This is a genomic window from Halobacterium noricense, from assembly GCF_021233435.1.
Classification (GTDB): Archaea; Halobacteriota; Halobacteria; order Halobacteriales; family Halobacteriaceae; genus Halobacterium; species Halobacterium noricense.
On sequence record NZ_CP089468.1, the window covers coordinates 350,376 to 368,619 of the forward strand.

25 protein-coding genes are annotated in these 18,244 nt (G+C 68.2%); 13 read left to right on the top strand and 12 right to left on the bottom strand.

All coding sequences use genetic code 11. From position 1 onward, the window contains the following. Positions 1-6: 6 nt before the first annotated feature. The 3 genes from LT974_RS02000 to LT974_RS02010 all read right to left on the bottom strand — a co-directional run bounded on the left by LT974_RS02000 (position 7) and on the right by LT974_RS02010 (position 1,329). Positions 7-141, bottom strand: coding sequence for a DNA-directed RNA polymerase subunit P (locus LT974_RS02000; RefSeq protein ID WP_230887819.1), 135 nt, complete (start codon positions 139-141; stop codon positions 7-9). 2 nt (positions 142-143) lie between these two features. After that, positions 144-464 carry a 50S ribosomal protein L37ae gene (locus LT974_RS02005; protein ID WP_232588981.1) on the bottom strand — a complete coding sequence of 107 codons (321 nt, stop codon included), beginning with the start codon at positions 462-464 and terminating at the stop codon, positions 144-146. 142 nt (positions 465-606) lie between these two features. Further along, entirely contained in the window at positions 607-1,329 is a 723-nt protein-coding gene (locus LT974_RS02010; protein WP_232588982.1) for a DUF2103 domain-containing protein, read from the bottom strand. Between the two features lie 110 nt (positions 1,330-1,439). On the opposite strand from LT974_RS02010, the gene LT974_RS02015 reads away from it, so the two are divergent. Continuing rightward, on the top strand, positions 1,440-1,766 hold the full coding sequence (locus tag LT974_RS02015) for a hypothetical protein (RefSeq protein ID WP_232588983.1): 327 nt from the start codon (positions 1,440-1,442) through the stop codon (positions 1,764-1,766). A gap of 14 nt (positions 1,767-1,780) precedes the next feature. Here LT974_RS02015 and truD read toward each other — a convergent pair whose 3' ends face one another. Together truD and pth2 are read right to left on the bottom strand one after the other, a co-directional pair. After that, the gene (truD, locus tag LT974_RS02020) at positions 1,781-3,133 is read right to left on the bottom strand and encodes a tRNA pseudouridine(13) synthase TruD (RefSeq protein WP_232588984.1); all 1,353 of its coding nucleotides are present in this window, start codon (positions 3,131-3,133) and stop codon (positions 1,781-1,783) included. Between the two features lie 2 nt (positions 3,134-3,135). Then, entirely contained in the window at positions 3,136-3,474 is a 339-nt protein-coding gene (pth2, locus tag LT974_RS02025; protein ID WP_232588985.1) for a peptidyl-tRNA hydrolase Pth2, read from the bottom strand. Between the two features lie 162 nt (positions 3,475-3,636). On the opposite strand from pth2, the gene LT974_RS02030 reads away from it, so the two are divergent. The 3 genes from LT974_RS02030 to LT974_RS02040 are packed head-to-tail and all read left to right on the top strand — an operon-like array spanning position 3,637 to position 5,417. Next, entirely contained in the window at positions 3,637-3,897 is a 261-nt protein-coding gene (locus LT974_RS02030) for a hypothetical protein (protein ID WP_232588986.1), read from the top strand. Between the two features lie 33 nt (positions 3,898-3,930). Next, positions 3,931-4,518 carry a dCTP deaminase gene (gene dcd / locus LT974_RS02035; protein ID WP_232588987.1) on the top strand — a complete coding sequence of 196 codons (588 nt, stop codon included), beginning with the start codon at positions 3,931-3,933 and terminating at the stop codon, positions 4,516-4,518. Beyond that, complete coding sequence (locus LT974_RS02040; protein ID WP_232588988.1) at positions 4,515-5,417, top strand: thiamine-phosphate synthase family protein; 903 nt, start codon at positions 4,515-4,517, stop codon at positions 5,415-5,417. Before dcd ends, LT974_RS02040 begins: the two co-directional genes overlap by 4 nt. Here the strand turns inward: LT974_RS02040 and LT974_RS02045 are convergent. The 3 genes from LT974_RS02045 to LT974_RS02055 all read right to left on the bottom strand — a co-directional run bounded on the left by LT974_RS02045 (position 5,409) and on the right by LT974_RS02055 (position 7,915). Continuing rightward, the gene (locus LT974_RS02045; RefSeq protein ID WP_232588990.1) at positions 5,409-6,173 is read right to left on the bottom strand and encodes a DUF7552 domain-containing protein; all 765 of its coding nucleotides are present in this window, start codon (positions 6,171-6,173) and stop codon (positions 5,409-5,411) included. The two genes, LT974_RS02040 and LT974_RS02045, sit on opposite strands and share 9 nt — an antisense overlap. A gap of 96 nt (positions 6,174-6,269) precedes the next feature. Continuing rightward, on the bottom strand, positions 6,270-7,013 hold the full coding sequence (locus tag LT974_RS02050) for a 4-phosphopantoate--beta-alanine ligase (protein WP_232588991.1): 744 nt from the start codon (positions 7,011-7,013) through the stop codon (positions 6,270-6,272). A 65-nt stretch (positions 7,014-7,078) separates the two neighbouring features. After that, positions 7,079-7,915 (bottom strand): pantoate kinase, encoded by an 837-nt coding sequence (locus tag LT974_RS02055; RefSeq protein WP_232588992.1) that lies wholly within the window; start codon positions 7,913-7,915, stop codon positions 7,079-7,081. Positions 7,916-8,004: 89 nt separating this feature from the next. Between LT974_RS02055 and LT974_RS02060 the strand changes: the two genes are divergently transcribed. Continuing rightward, the gene (locus tag LT974_RS02060; protein ID WP_232588993.1) at positions 8,005-8,307 is read left to right on the top strand and encodes a UPF0175 family protein; all 303 of its coding nucleotides are present in this window, start codon (positions 8,005-8,007) and stop codon (positions 8,305-8,307) included. Then, complete coding sequence (locus tag LT974_RS02065; RefSeq protein WP_232588994.1) at positions 8,304-8,822, top strand: hypothetical protein; 519 nt, start codon at positions 8,304-8,306, stop codon at positions 8,820-8,822. Before LT974_RS02060 ends, LT974_RS02065 begins: the two co-directional genes overlap by 4 nt. A gap of 42 nt (positions 8,823-8,864) precedes the next feature. Here the strand turns inward: LT974_RS02065 and aspS are convergent, their stop codons facing one another. From aspS to LT974_RS02080, 3 genes are all read right to left on the bottom strand, one after another. Beyond that, positions 8,865-10,169, bottom strand: coding sequence for an aspartate--tRNA(Asn) ligase (aspS, locus tag LT974_RS02070; protein ID WP_232588995.1), 1,305 nt, complete (start codon positions 10,167-10,169; stop codon positions 8,865-8,867). 82 nt (positions 10,170-10,251) lie between these two features. After that, the gene (locus LT974_RS02075; protein WP_232588996.1) at positions 10,252-10,956 is read right to left on the bottom strand and encodes a phosphoglycerol geranylgeranyltransferase; all 705 of its coding nucleotides are present in this window, start codon (positions 10,954-10,956) and stop codon (positions 10,252-10,254) included. A gap of 103 nt (positions 10,957-11,059) precedes the next feature. Further along, entirely contained in the window at positions 11,060-12,022 is a 963-nt protein-coding gene (locus tag LT974_RS02080; RefSeq protein ID WP_058981163.1) for a transcription initiation factor IIB, read from the bottom strand. Between the two features lie 179 nt (positions 12,023-12,201). On the opposite strand from LT974_RS02080, the gene rnhA reads away from it, so the two are divergent. Further along, positions 12,202-12,798 carry a ribonuclease HI gene (gene rnhA / locus LT974_RS02085; RefSeq protein WP_232588997.1) on the top strand — a complete coding sequence of 199 codons (597 nt, stop codon included), beginning with the start codon at positions 12,202-12,204 and terminating at the stop codon, positions 12,796-12,798. Then, complete coding sequence (locus tag LT974_RS02090; protein ID WP_232588998.1) at positions 12,791-13,375, top strand: DUF7108 domain-containing protein; 585 nt, start codon at positions 12,791-12,793, stop codon at positions 13,373-13,375. The genes rnhA and LT974_RS02090 overlap by 8 nt, the downstream gene beginning before the upstream one ends. A 55-nt stretch (positions 13,376-13,430) precedes the next feature. Here the strand turns inward: LT974_RS02090 and LT974_RS02095 are convergent, their stop codons facing one another. Further along, a complete protein-coding gene (locus LT974_RS02095) occupies positions 13,431-13,781 on the bottom strand; it encodes a PadR family transcriptional regulator (protein ID WP_059055725.1) in 351 nt (116 codons plus the stop codon). Between the two features lie 222 nt (positions 13,782-14,003). Here LT974_RS02095 and LT974_RS02100 point away from each other — a divergent pair, with 222 nt between their 5' ends. The 5 genes from LT974_RS02100 to LT974_RS02115 all read left to right on the top strand — a co-directional run bounded on the left by LT974_RS02100 (position 14,004) and on the right by LT974_RS02115 (position 18,242). After that, positions 14,004-14,537: an inorganic diphosphatase gene (locus tag LT974_RS02100; protein WP_232588999.1), complete on the top strand. Its 534-nt coding sequence runs from the start codon at positions 14,004-14,006 to the stop codon at positions 14,535-14,537. Positions 14,538-14,673: 136 nt separating this feature from the next. Beyond that, positions 14,674-14,802 (top strand): hypothetical protein, encoded by a 129-nt coding sequence (locus tag LT974_RS17715; RefSeq protein WP_269785427.1) that lies wholly within the window; start codon positions 14,674-14,676, stop codon positions 14,800-14,802. Positions 14,803-14,863: 61 nt separating this feature from the next. Beyond that, complete coding sequence (locus LT974_RS02105; RefSeq protein WP_232589000.1) at positions 14,864-15,973, top strand: DHH family phosphoesterase; 1,110 nt, start codon at positions 14,864-14,866, stop codon at positions 15,971-15,973. A gap of 87 nt (positions 15,974-16,060) precedes the next feature. Further along, entirely contained in the window at positions 16,061-17,407 is a 1,347-nt protein-coding gene (locus LT974_RS02110) for an alkaline phosphatase family protein (protein WP_232589001.1), read from the top strand. A 112-nt stretch (positions 17,408-17,519) separates the two neighbouring features. After that, positions 17,520-18,242 (top strand): universal stress protein, encoded by a 723-nt coding sequence (locus LT974_RS02115; RefSeq protein ID WP_232589002.1) that lies wholly within the window; start codon positions 17,520-17,522, stop codon positions 18,240-18,242. Positions 18,243-18,244 lie beyond the last annotated feature (2 nt).

The following is an 18,244-nucleotide window of genomic DNA, read 5'->3' on the forward strand; positions in this document are numbered from 1 at the left end:
CGGCCGTTATCGGACTTCGACTTCCTTGATGTCGCGGCTCCGCTCTTTGAGGAGGACGCGGTGCCCACAGTACGGGCACCGAACCCCGCCGTACTCGTCGAGTTCGACGTCGCGCTTACAGCGGGAGCACTTGTACGCCATGCTTACTCCTCGACGGCTTCGACGTCGGCCTCGGCTTCGACGTCCGCTTCGCCCTCGCTCTCGCCGAGCGCCGCGCGGATGGAGCGGCTGACGGTGCGTCCGCCCGGCGTCTGGGGCTTGTACGCGCCGCCGGCGTACTTGTAGTCACACTTCGAGCACTGCCAGATGCCGGTCCCCTGTCGGGAGACGGCGTCGGAACCGCAGTCCGGGCAGGCGTGTTTCTCGTTCATCTCGTCCTCGATTTCGGAGACGCGACGCCGAGAGACGCGGCCGTAGCGCGCGCCGAATCGGCCGGCGCTCCCCGTGGAGCCCTTCTTAGCCATAGTGAACGCTTCTACCGTCGGGGCGCACATAAACGCTACGTTGCGTGGTCGAGCGCAGCGAGACCACGTTACCGCGAACGGCGAACGAAGTGAGCCGTGAGCTGCGTGCCCGGGTAGCGCGAGACCACGTTACCGCAAGAATTCAGTCCCGTAGTTCTTCCTCGGCGAGCGCGTCGTTGAGGTCCGCGCGGACGCGCTCGCCGGTGTCGCGGTTCATCGCGGTCGTCACGACGCGGTTCTCCTGGACGCTGGAGCCGTCGCGGACGAGCAGGCGGAGGTTACCGTTGTCGTCGGCGCGCGTGACTTTCGCACGGACGCCGGTGCGTGAGCCGGAGCCGCCGGCGTCGATGGGGCCCGGGATGACCTTCTTGACGTTCGGATGGTCGGCGACCGTGCGAATCGCGCGCTGGCCGTCGCGGTCCCCGATGAGCGTGGAGTGGCGGCCGCCGATTTTCTCGCGGGCGGGTTTGTCGACGACGTCCAGCGAGCGGTCGCCGCGGCGCTCGACCACCGATTCCACGGGGTTCTCGCGGGGAACGCGGTAGACCTCGTAGTGGAGGTCCGCGCGCACTGCGCGAATCACATCGTGGTCGCCCGCGACGAAGACGTCCTCGGGGCGCTTGCGCCGGATTTCGTCGGCGATGCGGCCGGCGAAGTTCCGGAGCTCGACGACGCCGGTCTCGCCGCCCTCCTCGGGAACGGTGGCGATGTCGGTCTGCCCGATGACCTCTTCGTCGTCGAGGAACGTGAGCGTCGCGTGGTCGCGGTCACAGGCGGCGACGACGGCGTCGCAGTTGGCGGTGTCACAGACCAGGCAGTAGTCGCCCGGCTTGCGCAGGGGCGTGCCACACCGCCGACAGTCCATATCCCGGGAAACGGTGCCGCCGCGCAAAAGCCCGGTGTTTCGAGCGGTCGCGGACGGACTGTCGCGTCGCCGGTGGTCCTTTCAGCGAGCCGGCAGTACGCCTCGACGTGATGACGCCCTCCAAAACGGCCGCCGTGCGCGGGCTGACCGTCCTCGTGGTCGCCGCGTTCCTCGGTGTGTTAGGCTGGTACCTCGGCCAGCCCGGCTACACCTCGGCACGGTTGACGTTGTTCGTGGCGCTCGGCGCGAGCGCAATCGCGGGTGCTGCTGGTGTGGTCTCGGGACGGGCGTTCGTAGCCGTCGGCGGCGCGTGCGCCCTGTTTCTCCTGGGTTTCTGGCAGGCTGCGCTCTGGCTGTACGTCTTCCCCGTCGCCGGTTTCCTGGTCGTCGCTGCCGTCGTGGTCGCGGCCGACGGCGGCACGAACGCGGCCGTCTGATACGGGGTCGCCCGTCAGAGGTCCGTCGGGTCCGACTTCAGGTACTCGCGCAGGACGACCGTGGCGTAGCTCCCGGAGGGAAGCGCGAAGTCGAAGGTCAGGGGGTCGCGTTCGACATCAAGGTCCGGGCGGAGCAGGATTGCGCGCCGCGTCCCCGAGGAGTCGAACTCGCCCGGGAGGTCGAAGTCCCCGGATTCGAGGTCGAGTTCACCGAGGACGGCGCGCTCGATGTCGCCGGGTTCACCCTCGGCGAGTTCGGTGTCGGTGCCGACGAGCGGCGCGGTGACGAACGCCCGGCCGCGCGCGCAGTGGCGCGCCATCACGTCCACGCGGTCGGCGGTGACGCGCTGCTGGCGGCTCGAATCTGGGCGGGCGACGCCCTCGGGCGCGTCCGATTCCGCGAACCAGACGACGTCGCCCTCGACGGGCTCGTGGAACGGCAGCCCGCGCTCCATGCGCTCGGAGAGCATGCGGTTGAACGCGTACGACTGGGCGGCGTGGATGAACAGCCGCTGGAGGTTCGACGGAAACGTCTCGACGGCGTCCCGGAAGCTCCCGCCGTCCGCCAGTTCGTGCAGCATCGTGCGCTCGTAGCGCAGCCGGTTCGGGAACTCCTCTAAGGCGGCTTCCCAGTCGCGAGTGTCCTCGACGAACCGGCGGGCGCGCTGGCTGTCCTCCGGCTCGTACTCGCTGGGCGCGCCGAGGTACGCCATCGCCGCGCCCTCCCAGTCGTCGCGGAGGATGGCGAGCCCGACCTCGTGCGTGATGGGGCGCTTGCTGCCGAAGCGCTGCTGGCCGAAGAAATTGGGGACCGCGGGACGCGCAGCGTCCCGATTCGAGCGAGCGGACGTCGCCCGCGAGCCCGGTTCGCCGCCGCCGAACGCCGCGAGGTCCGCGGTGACGGCGTCGGCCTGTTCGGGGTCGTCCGGGTCGCGGACGACGACGCGGAACTCGTTGCCCGCGAGGTCGCCGAACTGGAGGCCGCGGCCCGCGCGGCCCACGACGTCGATGCCCGCGTCCGAAATCTCGGGGACGTCCTCGGGTTCGATGTCGCGGACGGCGAACAGTTGGGTGGTGACCGCGTGGCGGTCTTTCGTCCCCGCCCACGTCACGCGCTCGCGGCTCATCCCGAGGCGATTGGCGAACTCGCGGGCGAAGTCGTTGGTGTCCCACGACGTCAGCGTCACGCGCAGGACGAGCCACGGGTAGTCCCCCCGGTCGGCGTCGACGGGCTGCGTGTCGAAGTCCTCGATTTCGGTGACGCGGAAGTCCGACGGCGACTCACGGAGGCGGCCGCCGGTGCCGTCGCTGTCGCTGGCGTAGTACCACATGCCGACCGCGCGTTCCAATTCGTGAGCGTCCCGCATTATCAGAACAGCGAGAGGTCGCCGGTGATTTCGTCCACGTCGGCGTCGGCAGCCGGACCGACCGCGACCGCCGTGGGCGTCCCCGGCTCCAACTGGGTGCGGCCGGCGTCCTCGATGACCGCGGACGGCAGCCCCTTGGCTTTCGCTTCCTCCGCAATCTGGTAGAGTTCGCGCTCGCCGCTGGCTTTCACGACGACCTTCGTCTGGCCCTGCTGTTTCCACTGGCGCTGGGCCCGTTCGTCGGCGTACTCGTAGGCTTTCAGGGAGGCGTGTGCGACCTGCGCCGCGAGCTTCCCCTTCCCCATCCCGATGTCCGTTCGGGCGGCGATGACCTGCTTCATGCCACGGCGTAGGGGCGGCGCGGGCAAAGTGTTGGCTACTCGCGGCCCGACTGACGCCGACAGACATTTGCCGGTTCCGCCGGCAGGCCGGGACATGGCCCCGCACACTCCGCTCTCCAGACCGCGCCGGTACTTCCAGGAACGCGGCTTCGACCTGCGACCGTGCCGTCGATTCTCAACGCCGTGCTCGCGTTCGCGCTCCAATCCGCGTCCCTCGACACCCCCGAGGCGTTCGCCCGGCAGTTCCAGTCGACAGTCGGTTCGACGGGCCTCCTCCACGGCGCGTTCACGTTCCTCGTCGCCGGCTGGCAGACGTACATCTACACCGAGGGGTTGTACGTCGAATTCGACGCCGACGAGGGCAGCGCGCTCGTGGTCGCGGTCGTCGTCGCGTACGGCGGCTGGCTGCTCAGCCTGTTCTGAAACCTTTAGGCGCTCCGGGGTTCACGACCCAGTATGATACTCTCCGACCGGGACATCCTCTCGCGGCTGTCCGAGGGCGACCTCGTCGTCGAACCGCTCGACGACGTCGACCTTCAGGTCCAGCCCGCGAGCGTCGACGTCCGCCTCGGCCGCCGCTTCCTGGAGTTCGAGCGCGCGAACGTCCCCTGCATCCACCCCAACAGAGAAGAGGAAGTCGAGGACTACGTCACCGAGACTGTCGTCGAGGACGGCGACGAGTTCATCCTCCACCCCGGCGACTTCGTGCTCGGCACCACGAAAGAGCGCGTGGAGGTACCGCCGGACCTCGTCGCGCAAGTCGAAGGCCGGTCGTCCTTGGGACGCCTAGCCGTGGTGGTTCATGCCACAGCAGGTTTTATTGACCCTGGTTTCAACGGAAAAATAACGCTTGAGCTCTCGAACCTCGGGAAGGTCCCGGTTGCGCTCACGCCGGACATGCGCATCAGCCAGCTCGTGTTCACGAAGCTCTCCAGCCGCGCCGAGCGGCCGTACGGCGAGGAGCGCGGCTCGAAGTACCAGGACCAGGACGGCCCGCAGGCCAGCCGCATCCGCGGCGACCGCGAGTTCGGGGGCGACCAATGAAGTTTCTGGAGGAAGTCGTCGTCGAGGAGTTTCTGCCGACGTTCCGCTCGCTGCTCGCCGCCGACCTCCGCGAGCGCGGGCTCACCCAGCACGAGGTCGCGGCCCTGCTCGGCGTCAGCCAGTCCGCGGTCTCGAAGTACGCCCACGGCGAGGTCACGGTCAACGGTGAGGTCGCCGACGACGAGCGCGTCCGCGAGACCGTCGAGCGCATCGGCGAGGGGCTCGCGAGCGGCGACGTGTCTCAGGTGCAGGCGCTCGTGGAGGCGGAAGTGCTGATTCGGCGGCTGTCCGCGCGCGGCGACGTTATCGCGGCCCTCCACGAGGAGGCGATGCCGGAGCTCGCGGAGTACGAGGGGGACTTTCGGGTCCACGACCCCGAGAGCGAGGTGCGCGTCCGCGAGCGCGTGCTCTCCTCGCTGCGCCGCGGCGTCCGCATCCTCGAACACGCCAGCGGGTTCGCGACGCTCATCCCCGCGGTCGGCTCGAACCTCGTGGAGTGCACGCCCGACGCCGACGGCGTCGAGGACGTGGCGGGCGTCCCCGGCCGGATTCTGGACGTGATGGGGCGCACGGAGATTCCCGCCGACCCCGAGTTCGGCGTCAGCGTCCACGTCGCGTCCATCCTGCTCGCCGCGCGCGACGCGGGCAGCGACGCTCGCGCGTGCCTGAACGTCCACTACGACCCCGCCATTATCGACGAACTGGAATCCCTCGGCTACGAGACGGTCGAGTTCGACCCGGAAGGCGAGGCCTCCTCGGAGGCGCTCCGGCCCGTGGTCGCGGACCACCCGGAGGCGGACGTGCTCTACCAGACCGGCGGCTTCGGCGTCGAACCAATCGTCTACGTGCTCGCGGACAGCGCGCCGGCGGCCGCCGAGATGGCGCGCGAACTACTGTAAGGGAGCGGTCGCCAATCCTACGGGGCCGCCGTCGAGTCGCGCTCGGACGCCCTCGCCGGCGCGGTCGAAGACTGGTTCTGCGTCGGGTTGCACCGCGAGCACGGCGACCGCTGCGGGGAGCGTGACGGCGGCATCGACGACCCGGACCGTTGGGTCGAACCGCCAGCCGTGGGTCGTCTCCGCGAGCGCGTCCACGAGGTCCGCGCCGGCGACCGTCGCCAGCGCGTCGCCCACACTGGCCGCGTTCGCGGCGAAGTCCGCCCGGCGCGCCGCGTCCGCGAGCACGACCGCCCGCTCGCTGGCTGTGAGTTCCTCGTCGAGCGTGCGCGCCGTGCACCGCAGCAGGACGACGCAGAGGTCGTCGGGGTCGGTGGTGGCTTCCGCGGCGGCGAAGTACGCGTCCAGAATCGTGCGCTCGGCGTCGCGGTGGCCGGCCGCGCTCAACGCTTCGAACACCGCGCCGGTGACGTCGTGGCAGGCGTCCGGCAGGGAGGGCGCGTCCGCTGGCGGCACGGGCTCGGTTCGCTCGTGGACGACGAGGTCGTAGTGGGGCGCTCGCGGGTCGTAGCGCTCCAGCGTCCGGCGGTACTCGCTCGCCAGCTCGACGGCGTCGGCGGCCGTCTCGCGGTCCGCGAACCGCAGGCCGCCGACCGGGAACGGGCGTTCGCCGGTCCGCGCGCAGGCGACGTAGAAGCGGCCGTCCTCGCTGGCGAGGCTATCGAGCCGCTCGCGCATCGTCCGGAGGTCGTCGCCCATCACGCTCCCCTCCCAGCGTCGTCTGGAGCCAGTCGCTCGCACATGAATTTTAGGCTAACCTAAAGAATGAAAAAGCTATCGGGACCGACCACGTGCTCAGTCGAGGTCCCCCTCCCGAATCCGCCGTTCCGCCGCCTCCAGCGCCACCTCGCGGTCGAACTCCGCGACGATTTCCTCCAGTTCCTCGCGGGAAGCGTCGCGGAGCGCGCGGGCGTGCTCGGTAATCGACGGGAGCGCGCGGATGATGTTGTCCACGATGGGGACAGCGGCGCTCTGCGCGGACCGCGACATCGGGTTCAGGTCGACGACGAGTTCGGTCTTGCCCATCGCCGCCAGCGCCTCCGCGCGGTCGCCGTCCTCCAGAGGAACGAGCACCACGTCGGCGTCGTAGATGCCGTCACGGTCCACCTTCGCGCGCTCGTGTTCGAGCCCGGGAATCCGGGCGTCCGCATGCAGCCCTTTCACGTCCTGTGCGCCGTGCTCGCGGAGGTGCTCGGCGATGGTCTCCATCCGTTCGGCCGTGCGGTTGAAGAGGTTCACCTCGACGTCGGCACCGACGACCTCCGCGAGCGCGACGACCTCACCCGGCACGAGCGCCGCGACGTTCCCGTTCACCGACAGGACCGGATGTTCGGCGAGCAGGAGGTACGCGGCCGCGGCGCGCTCGGCGTCGTTCGCGGACGGAATCGTCTCCTCGCCGAGCAAGTAGTCGAACGCCTCCCCGCGGCCCTGCGCAACCAACCCCTGCTTCGACGTGATGCCTTTCTCGACCCCCGCCTCGATGCGGTGACGTGTCACCAGCGAGTCGTGGCGCGGGTGGTCGGCGGGAATCTCGGCCATACTGTCTCTGGCGCCCCGTCGCGCAAAAATCGTCCGCTTGCGGGTCGCTGTTGCTGCTCGTTAACTCAGATATCGAGCGTCGCGCCCGCCGGATGCACGCGACACACCTCGGGGTCGTAGCCGGCGTCGGACAACCCCGTCCCGAGCGCGAACACCGTCCGCCCGAGCATCGCCATCGCGGCCTCGCCGCCCGCGTCCGCGACGGCGTCGACGGCCGCTTCGACCTCCCCGTCGAGCAAGCCCGCGTCCCGGGAGAACTCCCGCGAGAGCGCCATGAACCGCGGGAGCGTCGGGTGCTCGCGGAGGGACGCGAGCGCGTCTTCGCCCGCTTCCGATAGCGTCGCTGTGTCGCCGCCGATGACCTCGCTCGTCGAGAGCCCGCCGAAGGAGACGTACTCGACGCGGCCCGCGTCCGGCACGCCGTCGAGGCGACCGTAGGCGGGCGCGCCGGGTTCCACGCGAATCGGGACGCCGCCACGGGCTTGCGCCACTACGTCGCCCAGCCCGGTTCCAGCTTCGACCTCCGCGGCGTGCGCGACCGTCACGAGGTCGTTTTCGGATAGCCCCGCGTCGAATGCACTATTCGCGGCAAGCGCCGCGCCCAGCGCCATCGCGCCGGAGACGCCGAACCCCGCGCCCAGCGGCAGCGATGTCTCCGCGGACACCGTCGCCGTCGCGCCGAGTGTGTCCAGCACGCGCGTCACGCTCTCGACGGCAACCTCCCGGCCGTTCAAGCGCACCCGCGTCTCGTCGCCGGGTTCGACGCGCGTCGTCACGCCCTCCGAGAGCGTGATGCCCGCACCGCGGGACCCCGTGCGCTCGGGGCTCCCGGTGCGCTCCACGCTGAAGAACCCCGTCACGTGGCCGGGCGCGAACGCCGTCGCCGCGTCGCCGTCGCTCATCCTCTCGGAGTCGGGGGTCGCGCGGATTAAGTGTTGCACTCTCGGCACGCGAACGTTCAAGTGTGTTTACGTCTAAGTACGACGTATACATGCCTTCGATTAGCGCCCGCATCCCCGACGACGAGGAAGAGTCCCTCGCGGAGGTCGCCGACCTGCTCGGCGAGGACAAGAGCGCCACCATCCGGAAGGCGCTCTCGGAGGGCCTCCACGACCTCCGCGTGCGCGTCGCCGTCGAGCGCTACCAGTCCGGCGACGTCTCCGTCAACGAGGCCGCCCGCATCGCGGACGTCAGCCTCGGCGAGTGGCTGGAAATCGCGCGCGAACACAACCTCACCACCCAACTCTCGCCCGACGACCTCGAATCGGACGCCGACGCCGCGCTCGACGTATGAGCGACGTCGTGCTCGTCGACGCGACCGCGCTCATCGCGCTCGGGAGTGTCGGCCGCGTCGACCTCCTGGCGAACCTGGATGGCGACGTTTTGGTTCCGGAGACCGTCGTCGACGAGGTGACGACCGAGCCAGCGAGGACGAACGTCTCGACGTTCCTCGATTCCCAGCAGGTCACCGACAGTGTCTCCGACGAGTTCACCGCGGACGCGCAGCGCCTGCTCGGTGACGAGCGCGTTCACGGTGACGTCGAACTCGTCGCTGGCGTGCGCTCCCACCACGCCGACGACCGTTCTGTCGCCGTCGTCTCCGACGACCGACGAGTACGTACTGTCGCGGAGGGACTCGGCGCGACGGTCACCGGAACTGTCGGCGTCGTCGTTCGTGCGGTTCACGAGGGGATGGACCCCGAGGACGCGAAAGATCTGGTCCGAGAAATCGACAGCCACGGCTTGCACATGACCGGGGAACTCCGCGAAAAAGCGTTCGAGTTAATCGACGACGCGGCCGGCGATTAGGGCTCAGACGTTGCCGGTCCTGCGAGACGCTTCCTGTCCCGCCTATGGCGACAGGCGCTGTCTGTCTCGCGGGAAGAGGACGGCCTCCCGGATGTTGTCGAGGTCGAGCATCGTCATGACGAGGCGCTCGACGCCGTACGCCCACCCGGCGTGGGGCGGCATGCCGTACTTGAACATCTTCGTGTAGTACTCGAACTGGTCGGGGTCCAGGCCCTGCTGCTTGAAGCCCTCGACGAGCGCGTCGTAGCGGTGCTCGCGCTGGCCGCCCGAAACCAGTTCCATGCGCGGGTGCATCAGGTCGAACCCCTTCGAGAGTTCGGGGTCGTCGTCGTCGTCCTGGATGTAGAACGGCTTGATCTCGCTGGGCCAGTCGGTGACGAAGTAGTGCCCGCCGACGTCGACGCCGAGCGCCTTTTCGCCCTCCGTGGGGAGGTCGTCGCCCCAGACGAGCTGTTCGTCGAGTTCGCCGGTGGCGTTGATGCGCTCGATGGCTTCCTCGTAGGTGAGCCGCGGGAAGTCCCCAGAGGGTGCCTCGAACTCCTCGGCGAGGCCGAGCGCTTCGAGTTCCTCCTGGCAGTTCTCCTCGACTGCCGAGTAGGCCGCCTGTAGCGTCCCCTCGCAGATGTCCATCGCCTCCTCGTGGTCGATGAACGCGGACTCGAAGTCGATCATCGTCGCCTCGTTGAGGTGGCGCGGGGTGTTGTGCTCTTCCGCGCGGAAGATGGGGCCGACCTCGAAGACGCGTTCGAGCCCGGAGCCCACCATCAGCTGCTTGAACAGCTGCGGGCTCTGGTTCATGAACGCCTCCTCGCCGAAGTACGTCACGGGGAACAGCTCCGTGCCGCCCTCCGTGCCGGTGGCGACGATTTTCGGCGTGTTGATCTCCGTCGAGCCGACGCTCCGGAAGTACTCCCGGACCGCGCGCAGCACTTCCGCGCGAATCTCGAAGATGGCCTTCGTCTCGGGCTTGCGGGCGTCCAGCGTCCGGTTGTCCAGCCGCGTCGAGAGGTCGGCGTCGACCTTCCCGGAGGGGTCCAGCGGGAGCTGGGGGTCGGCTTCCGCCATCACTTCGATGGAGTCGGGCGTGATTTCGACGCCCGTCGGCGCGCGTTCTTCCTCCTCGACGTCGCCGGTGACCTGGACGACGGACTCGCGCTGGACGTCGATGCCCGTCTCCACGAGCTCGTCGTCCATCTCGTCCTTCTCGAATTTGACCTGAATCTTGCCGGTCTTGTCGCGGAGGATGAGGAACGCGATGCCGCCGAGGTCGCGGACTTCGTGCACCCAGCCCGCGACCGTCGCGTGGTCGCCGGGTTCGGCGTCCGCTGTGAACGTTCGGTCCTTCATACCACCCGATTCACGTGGACCGGCCTTAAACGCCGTCATTTCCGGCGTGGCCGAACCCGGCCGCGTCGGGGGACGAGCGTCGTTACTCGTGGGCGTCGTTGACGCCGCGAACCGTCTCCGTGACGGCGTCCACGCCCTCGTCGTGGAGTAGGTCGCCGACGACGATGGTGTCCGCGCGCTCGCCCATCTCGTAGGCGGCGTCGTAGCCGCGGATGCCGCCGCCGTAGAATAGCGTCGCGTCGTCGAGCGCGTCGCGGGCAGCACCGACGGCGTCGGGGTCGCCGAGCATGCCGGAGTACTCGACGTAGACGATGTCCTGGCCGAGCATGCGTTCGGCGACCTCCGCGTACGCGGCCACCTCGTCGGCGTCGAGGTCGCAGTCGGCGTCCGTGTACTCGGCAACGCTCGCCTCGTCGTTCAACACGATGTATGCCTCGGTAGCGGTGCGCTCCCAGTCGAGGTCGCCGATGCGGACCCACTCCTTGTGCGCGCCCGTAATCCAGAACGGGTCGCCGGCGTTCAACACGACCGGCACGAGGTAGCCGTCGAGGGCGTCGTCCTCGACGACGACTGCGGGGTTCGACGGCTCCTGATAGAGCGGTACGTCGTGTTTCCGGCAGGCGTCGATGACCCGCCGCATCTTCTCGGTCGTCACGTCCATCGTGCCGCCGATTTCGATGGCGTCGGTGCCCGTCCGGCAGACGTCGTCGAACGTGTCGCCGTCGGCCAGCGACTTGTCCGGGTCCACCTTGAGCACGTGGTCCCAGTCGTCCCACGGGGTAGTCATGTGCCCCCATTAAAATGGCCGGGGCAAAACCCCTTCGATGCGGGTGGACTGCCGGCAGCGGCGCTGCTGGAGAGGCTGAGAACGGAACCCGAGGCGAGACGGCCTAGCTGTGGATGCCCATCGCCTCGATCTGCTCCTGGTAGCGGTTCCGGATGGTGACTTCCGTCACCTGCGCGACGTCCGCGACCTCGCGCTGGGTCTTCTTCTCGTTGCAGAGCAGGGACGCGGCGTAGATTGCGGCCGCCGCGTAGCCGGTCGGGGACTTGCCCGAGAGCAGTCCCTTCTCGGCAGTCGTCTCGATGATTTCGTTGGCTTTCGCCTGGACTTCCTCGGAGAGTTCGAGTTCCGAGCAGAACCGGGGCACGTACTTCTTCGGGTCCACGGGCTTCATCTCCAGCCCGAGCTCCTGGGAGATGTAGCGGTACGTGCGACCGATTTCCTTGCGCTCGACCCGGGACACCTCCGAAATCTCTTCGAGACTCCGGGGGATGCCTTCCTTCCGACAGGCCGCGTACAGCGCGCTCGTCGCGACGCCCTCGATGGAGCGGCCGCGGATGAGGTCCTCCTTGAGCGCGCGGCGGTAGATGACCGACGCGACCTCGCGCACCGAGCGCGGCACGCCGAGCGCGGAGGCCATGCGGTCGATTTCCGACAGCGCGAACTGGAGGTTGCGCTCGCCTGCGTCCTTCGTGCGGATGCGCTCCTGCCACTTCCGCAGGCGGTGCATCTGCGAGCGCTTCTTCGACGAGATGGAACGCCCGTAGGCGTCCTTGTCCTTCCAGTCGATGGTCGTGGTCAGCCCCTTGTCGTGCATCGTCTGCGTGGTGGGGGCACCGACCCGCGACTTCTCCTGTCGTTCCTGGTGGTTGAACGCGCGCCATTCCGGACCGGGGTCGATCTGCTCCTCCTCGACGACCAGACCACAGTCGTTGCAGACCAGCTCCGCGCGGTCCGAGCTCTTCACGAGGTTGTCAGAGCCGCACTCCGGGCACTCCCGTACGCCCTCCTCGGACTCCTCCTGCTCTGTCGCCGTTTCTCGCTCCCGCTGGCGAGTGGACCGTGTCATCGCATTTTTATATTAGCGTTTCGCAAACGTTTAAATCCGTTGGCGGTTTGGAACCTCTCACAGGCGACACAAGTGTGACGAGTAACACCGTGAAACCCACGGTAACGCCGCCGAGACCCTCCCGAACGTGCGTTCCGGGATAGTAACCCATATACGGGAGGCGGGGTGACTTCGCCTTAATGCCCGTCGTAGAGTGTGACGTCGACGACGCGCGCGAACGGCTCGACGCAGCGGGCGCGTCGTTCAGCGAGGGGAACTCCGAGTACGAGCGCTGGCAGGCCGCCCTCGGGGACGCCCACGCCGTCGCCTACGACGACAAACTCGTCGTGCAGGGCGGCAACCCCACGGACATCACCGCCGTCGTCGAACCGGACCGCGGCGGCCGCGTCCACGCCTACTTCGACGGCGCGAGCCGCGGCAACCCCGGCCCCGCCGCCGTCGGCTGGGTGCTGGTCTCCGGTGACGGCATCGTCGCGGAGGGTAGTGAACGCATCGGCCGCGCGACCAACAACCAGGCCGAGTACGAGGCGCTGCTCGCCGTGCTGGAAGCCGCCGCCGACTTCGGCTTCGACGAAATCGAGATTCGCGGGGACTCCCAGCTCGTCGAGAAACAGGTCAAGGGCGCGTGGGACACCAACGACCCCGAACTCCGGGAGAAGCGCGTCCGCGCCCGGGAACTGCTCGAACAGTTCGAGGAGTGGTCGCTGACCCACATTCCGAGAGAGGTAAACGACCGCGCCGACGAGCTAGCCAACGAAGCCCTCGACGATGACTGACCTCCCCGACGACGTAGTCGACGAAGCCGAACGCCTCACTCGCCTCGCCCGCGACGCGGTCGACGACGCCGCGGCCGAAGCGTACCGCGACCGCCGCGAGAGCCTGCTCGCCGAACACGGGTTCGTTCCGCGCCTGCGCGATCGCGACGACACCCTCGTCTGTTACCCCGGTGAATGGCTCGACGACGACGGCCGCGTCCGGTTGGGCGACGTCGAAGACACCGACCGCGCGGCCGAAGTGTCGCTGTCCGGCCCCGGCGAACAGGGCGACTACGAGGAAGCCGCCGCGCGCAACGAGCGCCACGTCGAGCGCGTGCGCGAGCGTCACGGCGACGTCCACGGCGACAACGCCGCGGCGTTCGCCGAGTTCATGAACAACTACTACGCCCGCCCGATGGACACGGCCGACGACCGCGAACGCGAAGAGTTCCTCGCGGAGTACTTCCCGCGGAACGCGTGGCCGACCGAGGAACAGCGGGAACGCGTCGAGGCGTCGCTGGAGTTGATTTTCGAGGTCGCGGCCGGCGAGGAGCGCGACGACTCGGCGTCTGCGTCCGACCCTGCGCCCGAACAGTAGGCGGCGCTGCCGCTACGAGCCGTCGAGTGTGAAACGTTGTAGCGCTGGAGAACCGTTAGTTCTCGGCGACGATGTCGCGGACCTGCTCCTTGCGGTCCTCGTCGGTGAGGAACTTCGAGAGCGTCCACTCCAGGTCGTCGAGGACGGCGTCGAAGCCGTCGTCGGTGAGCTCGTACTGGTTCGTGCGCTTGTCGAGCTCGGACTTCTCGACGAGCCCCTTGTTGACGAGGTCGTCGAGGTTCGGGTAGAGTCGGCCGTGGTTGACTTCCTGCCCGTAGTAATCTTCGAGTTCGCGCTTGATGGCGAGGCCGTAGCGCGCTTCCTCGGCGAGGACGGTGAGGATGTTCTTCTGGAACGCAGTCAGGTCGCGCACGTCCGTACGTGCAGCAGGTTGTGCCTCTGACATAGCTGACCGAAAGGCATCTGGCTATTTAACTTCTGCGAGGTGGCATTTTCCGGCCTAACGAGTGATTCACGCAATTTTCTTCGGTGAAAACGTCGAAAAGCAGCCGTTTCCGACCGGTTCATCGACCCTGACCGACCGTACGTTCGAGGCATGTTATAACATGGCCTACCTGCTCGTACCGGGATGGAAAAGCCTATTTCCGCCCGACAAACACCGTCCGCCATGGCGAATCTCTGGGAAGACCTCGAAACCGGACCGGACGCGCCCGACGTGATTTACGCGGTCGTCGAGTGCCTGAAAGGCGAGCGCAACAAGTACGAGTACGACAAGGACATTCCGGGCGTGGTGCTCGACCGCGTGCTCCACAGCAACGTCCACTACCCCTCGGACTACGGGTTCCTCCCGCAGTCGTACTACGACGACGAGGACCCCTTCGACGTGCTCGTGCTCGTCGAGGACCAGACGTTCCCCGGCTGCGTCATCGAGGCGCGCCCGGTCGCGCTGATGAAGATGGACGACGACGGCGAGAAGGACGACAAGGTCATCGCGGTGCCCGACGAGGACCCCCGCTACGACCACATCGACGACCTCGAAGACGTTCCCCAGCAGCAACTCGACGAGATCGAGGAGTTCTTCGAGACGTACAAGAATCTGGAAGCCGGCAAAGAGGTCGAGACGCTGGGCTTCGAGGACGCCCAGGCGGCCAAGGACGCCATCGAGCACGCCCAAGACCTCTACGACGAGAAATTCGCGTAACGCCGCGACCCTCCTACTCTCACGTTATTCGCGCCGACCAGCGACGACCATAACCACGAGGTATCACGCGCCGCTGCGCCGATGTGTTATGCGCATGGGTAATTATTTCTGGGGGTGAGCCGTACAAGTGAGTGTAATGGCTGCCAGTCACCCCGACTTCGGCGTTCGCCACGTCACTGTCGTTCCGACGAACTTCCAGCCCGCGGACAGCGACGACGAGGCCGACCGAACGGTCGCCACGAGCGCGACGGATACCACCCGCTGAACCGGCCACAACGTACCCGGCGGGACAACATACTTAACGATTCGCGTGGACTCTCGGCGTAATGCTCCCCGAGGTCGGCACGGTCTCAGCGCCCGTGCTCGCGCTCGCCGCCGGTGTCGTCGCAGTCGGCGGTGCCGGCGGGTACGCCGTCACTGCGGCGCTCCGACGCCGCCGCGCCGAGCCGGACGACCAGCACTTCGCGCAGCTCCGCGACACCATCGCGGGCCTCGAATCCGTCGCGCTCGTCGTCCCCGAGAACCCAAGCGTCGACGCGCTCGCCGCCGCCATCGGTCTCCGCGAACTCTGCAACGACTGGGGTGTCACCGCGCGCATCCTCGCCGAGGACGACGTCACCAGCGACGACGCGAAGGCTTTCTGTAACCTATTCAACGTCTCGCTGGACGTCGCCGGCGGCTCCCTCGACGACCACGACGGCGCGGTCGCAGTCGGCGGCGGCGGCACCGTACCGTCGTTCGCCAACCGGCTGCCGGTCGTTGCCGTCATCCGCCACCGGCCCGCCGCCGTCAACCACTCGCTCGTGATTGCCGGCGACGAAGCCGGCTCGACGTCCACCATCGTCGCTCGGTTCGTCGAGCGCGCCGGCCGCACCCCCGAACAGGACGTCGCCACGGCGCTCCTCTACGGCATCCGCGCCGGCACCAGAGAGTTCCGGCGCGTGCGCTCCCGCGAGGACTTCCGCGCCGCCACCTTCCTCCAGGAGTTCGCCGACCAGGGCACCATCGATGCGCTCCGCGCGCCCGGCATGAGCGGCGAGACGTTCGACGTCATCGGGCACGCCATCGCCAACCGCGAACGCCGCGCGAGCTTCGCGGTCACGAACGTCGGCAGCGTCCCCTCCGCGAGCGCGCTCGAAGAAGCCGCCGACACCCTCCTCCGACTCGACGGCGTCTCCTCGGCGGCCGCGTTCGGCGTCCACGAGGACACCGTCGTCACGGCGTGTCGCGCCGACGACGTACGCACGAGCGCGATGGACGTGCTCTCGTCGGCGTTCGATCAGACGAACGCGCTCGGCGGCGACGCCGACACCGCCACCGCGCGCGTCCCGCTCGGGCTGTTCAGCCGCGTGAGTTCCGACCAGCAGTCGACGCTCGACGAACTCATCGACGCGAGCACGCGGAAGGCGCTGTTCTCGGCGTTCGAGCAGGCCTGAGCTGGCAAACGTGGCTGGTGTCGCTGACACCGGCCAGTTGCCGCCGTAAGACGAACCCTTTAGTGCGTCAGCGGCGACTCGGCGTGTATGGGTCTGTTCGACCGACTCCGCGGCGACGACGGTTCGCGGGTCGCGTTCATCGGCATCGACGGTGTCCCGTACAGCCTGATCCGGGACGAGCCCGAGACGTTCCCGAACCTCCACGACGTCATCGAATCGGGTGGCGGCGGTGCCATCGACAGCATCGTCCCGCCCGAGTCCAGCGCCTGCTGGCCGTCGCTCACGACGGGCGTCAACCCCGGTGAGACCGGCGTCTACGGGTTTCAGGACCGCGAGGTCGGCAGCTACGACACGTACGTGCCGATGGGCCGGGACGTCCAGGCCGACCGCGTCTGGGACCGCGTGACCGACGCCGGCCGGGACGCCACCGTCCTCAACGTCCCCGTCACGTTCCCACCCCAGCGCAACGTCCAGCGGATGGTCTCGGGGTTCCTCTCCCCGGGCATCGAGAAGGGCTCCCACCCCGAGGAGGTCGGCGACTACCTCGACTCCATCAGCTACCGCATCGACACCAACGCCAAACTCGGCCACCAGGAGGACAAGACCGAGTTCATCGAGGACGCTCACGAGACCATCGACGCCCGCCAGGAGGCGTTCCTGAACTACGTCAGCGAGGACGACTGGGACCTCTTCTTCGGCGTGTTCATGACGACCGACCGCGTCAATCACTTCCTGTTCAAGGATTACGAGCAGGACGGCGAGAACAGAGACGAGTTCCTCGAGTTCTACGAGAAGGTCGACGAGTACATCGGCGAAATCCGCGACGAACTCGACGACGACGTCTCGCTCGTCGTCGCCTCCGACCACGGGTTCACCAGCGAGGACTACGAGGTCCACCTCAACCAGTGGCTCGAGAACGAGGGCTGGCTCTCCTTCGAGGACGAGGACCACGAGAGCCTCGAAGACATCAGCGACGACACGAAGGCGTACTCGTTCATCCCCGGGCGCTTCTACATCAACCTCGAAGACCGCGAGCCCCGCGGGAGCGTCCCCGAAGCGGACTACGAGGACGTGCGCGCGGAACTGAAGGAGGAACTCCTCGCGCTGGAGGGCCCGGACGGCGAGCCGGTCGTCGACCGCGTCGTCCCCAAGGAGGAGGCCTTCGACGGCGCGCACGACGAAATCGCGCCCGACCTCGTCGCCATCCCGAACCACGGCTTCGACCTCAAGGCCGGCTTCTCGGGCGCGGACGACGTGTTCAGCGTCGGCCCGCGCAACGGCATGCACTCCTTCGAGAACGCCACGCTGCTGTCCGACGCCGCCGACGTCTCCGTCCCCGAGGGGACGGACCTCTTCGACATCACGCCGACGCTCTTGGACCTCCTCGACGTCGACTTCGACGCCCGCGAGTTCGACGGCGAGACGCTCGTGTGAGCGGCTGACGCGACCGGCGTCGTACCGGTTCGCTCGTTCTCGTGCGCGACTCCCGCTTCCCGGAAAATCCGACAGCCTATTGGTCTCCGTCCGGCGACTCCGACCCATCGAGATGTCCGCACAAACGCTGCTGGTCCCGGTCGTGTTCCCGGACCCCGATGTCTATCCGCTCGACGACGGCAACATCGTCGGCCTGAGCGGGTTCGACGTCGTCCTCTTCGGGTACTGGGAACTCCCGGAGGGCGTCTCCCCGGAGACCGGGCGCGCGGCCAACGAGGCCGACGCCCAGGCCGTCCTCTACGAGATGGCTGCGCAGTTCAGCCGCGGCGGCGCGTCGACGTCGGTGCAACTCCACTTCGGCCGGCCCGGCGCCGCGGAGGCGGCGCTCCAGGACCGAATCGCCGAGTCGACGGACGCCGACGCGGTGCTGGCCGGCGGCCACATCACGATGTGGACCAACGTGCTCGTCCCCCTCCGGGACGCCCGCCGGCGGGACGAGGTCGTCACGTTCCTCTCCGGGCTGGACGTGGACTCGCTGTTCACGCTGGAACTGTTCCACGCCGCCAGCGACCGCGGCGAAATCGACGCCGCGACGGAGACGCTGGAGTCCGTGAAGGCGGCCCTCGTCGAACGGGGGTTCGCGGCGGACGCCGTCGACGTCACCGTCGAGGTCCACGAGGACGCCGGCCGCGCAATCGCGGAGCGCGCGCAACGACACAACCTCGTCGTCATGGGCGAGACCCAGGAACTCCCCGACGACGCGAAGTTCCTCGGCCCCGTCTCGCAGGCGGTCCTCGACCGGGCCGACACGCCGGTCGTCGTCCTCCGGGAGTGACA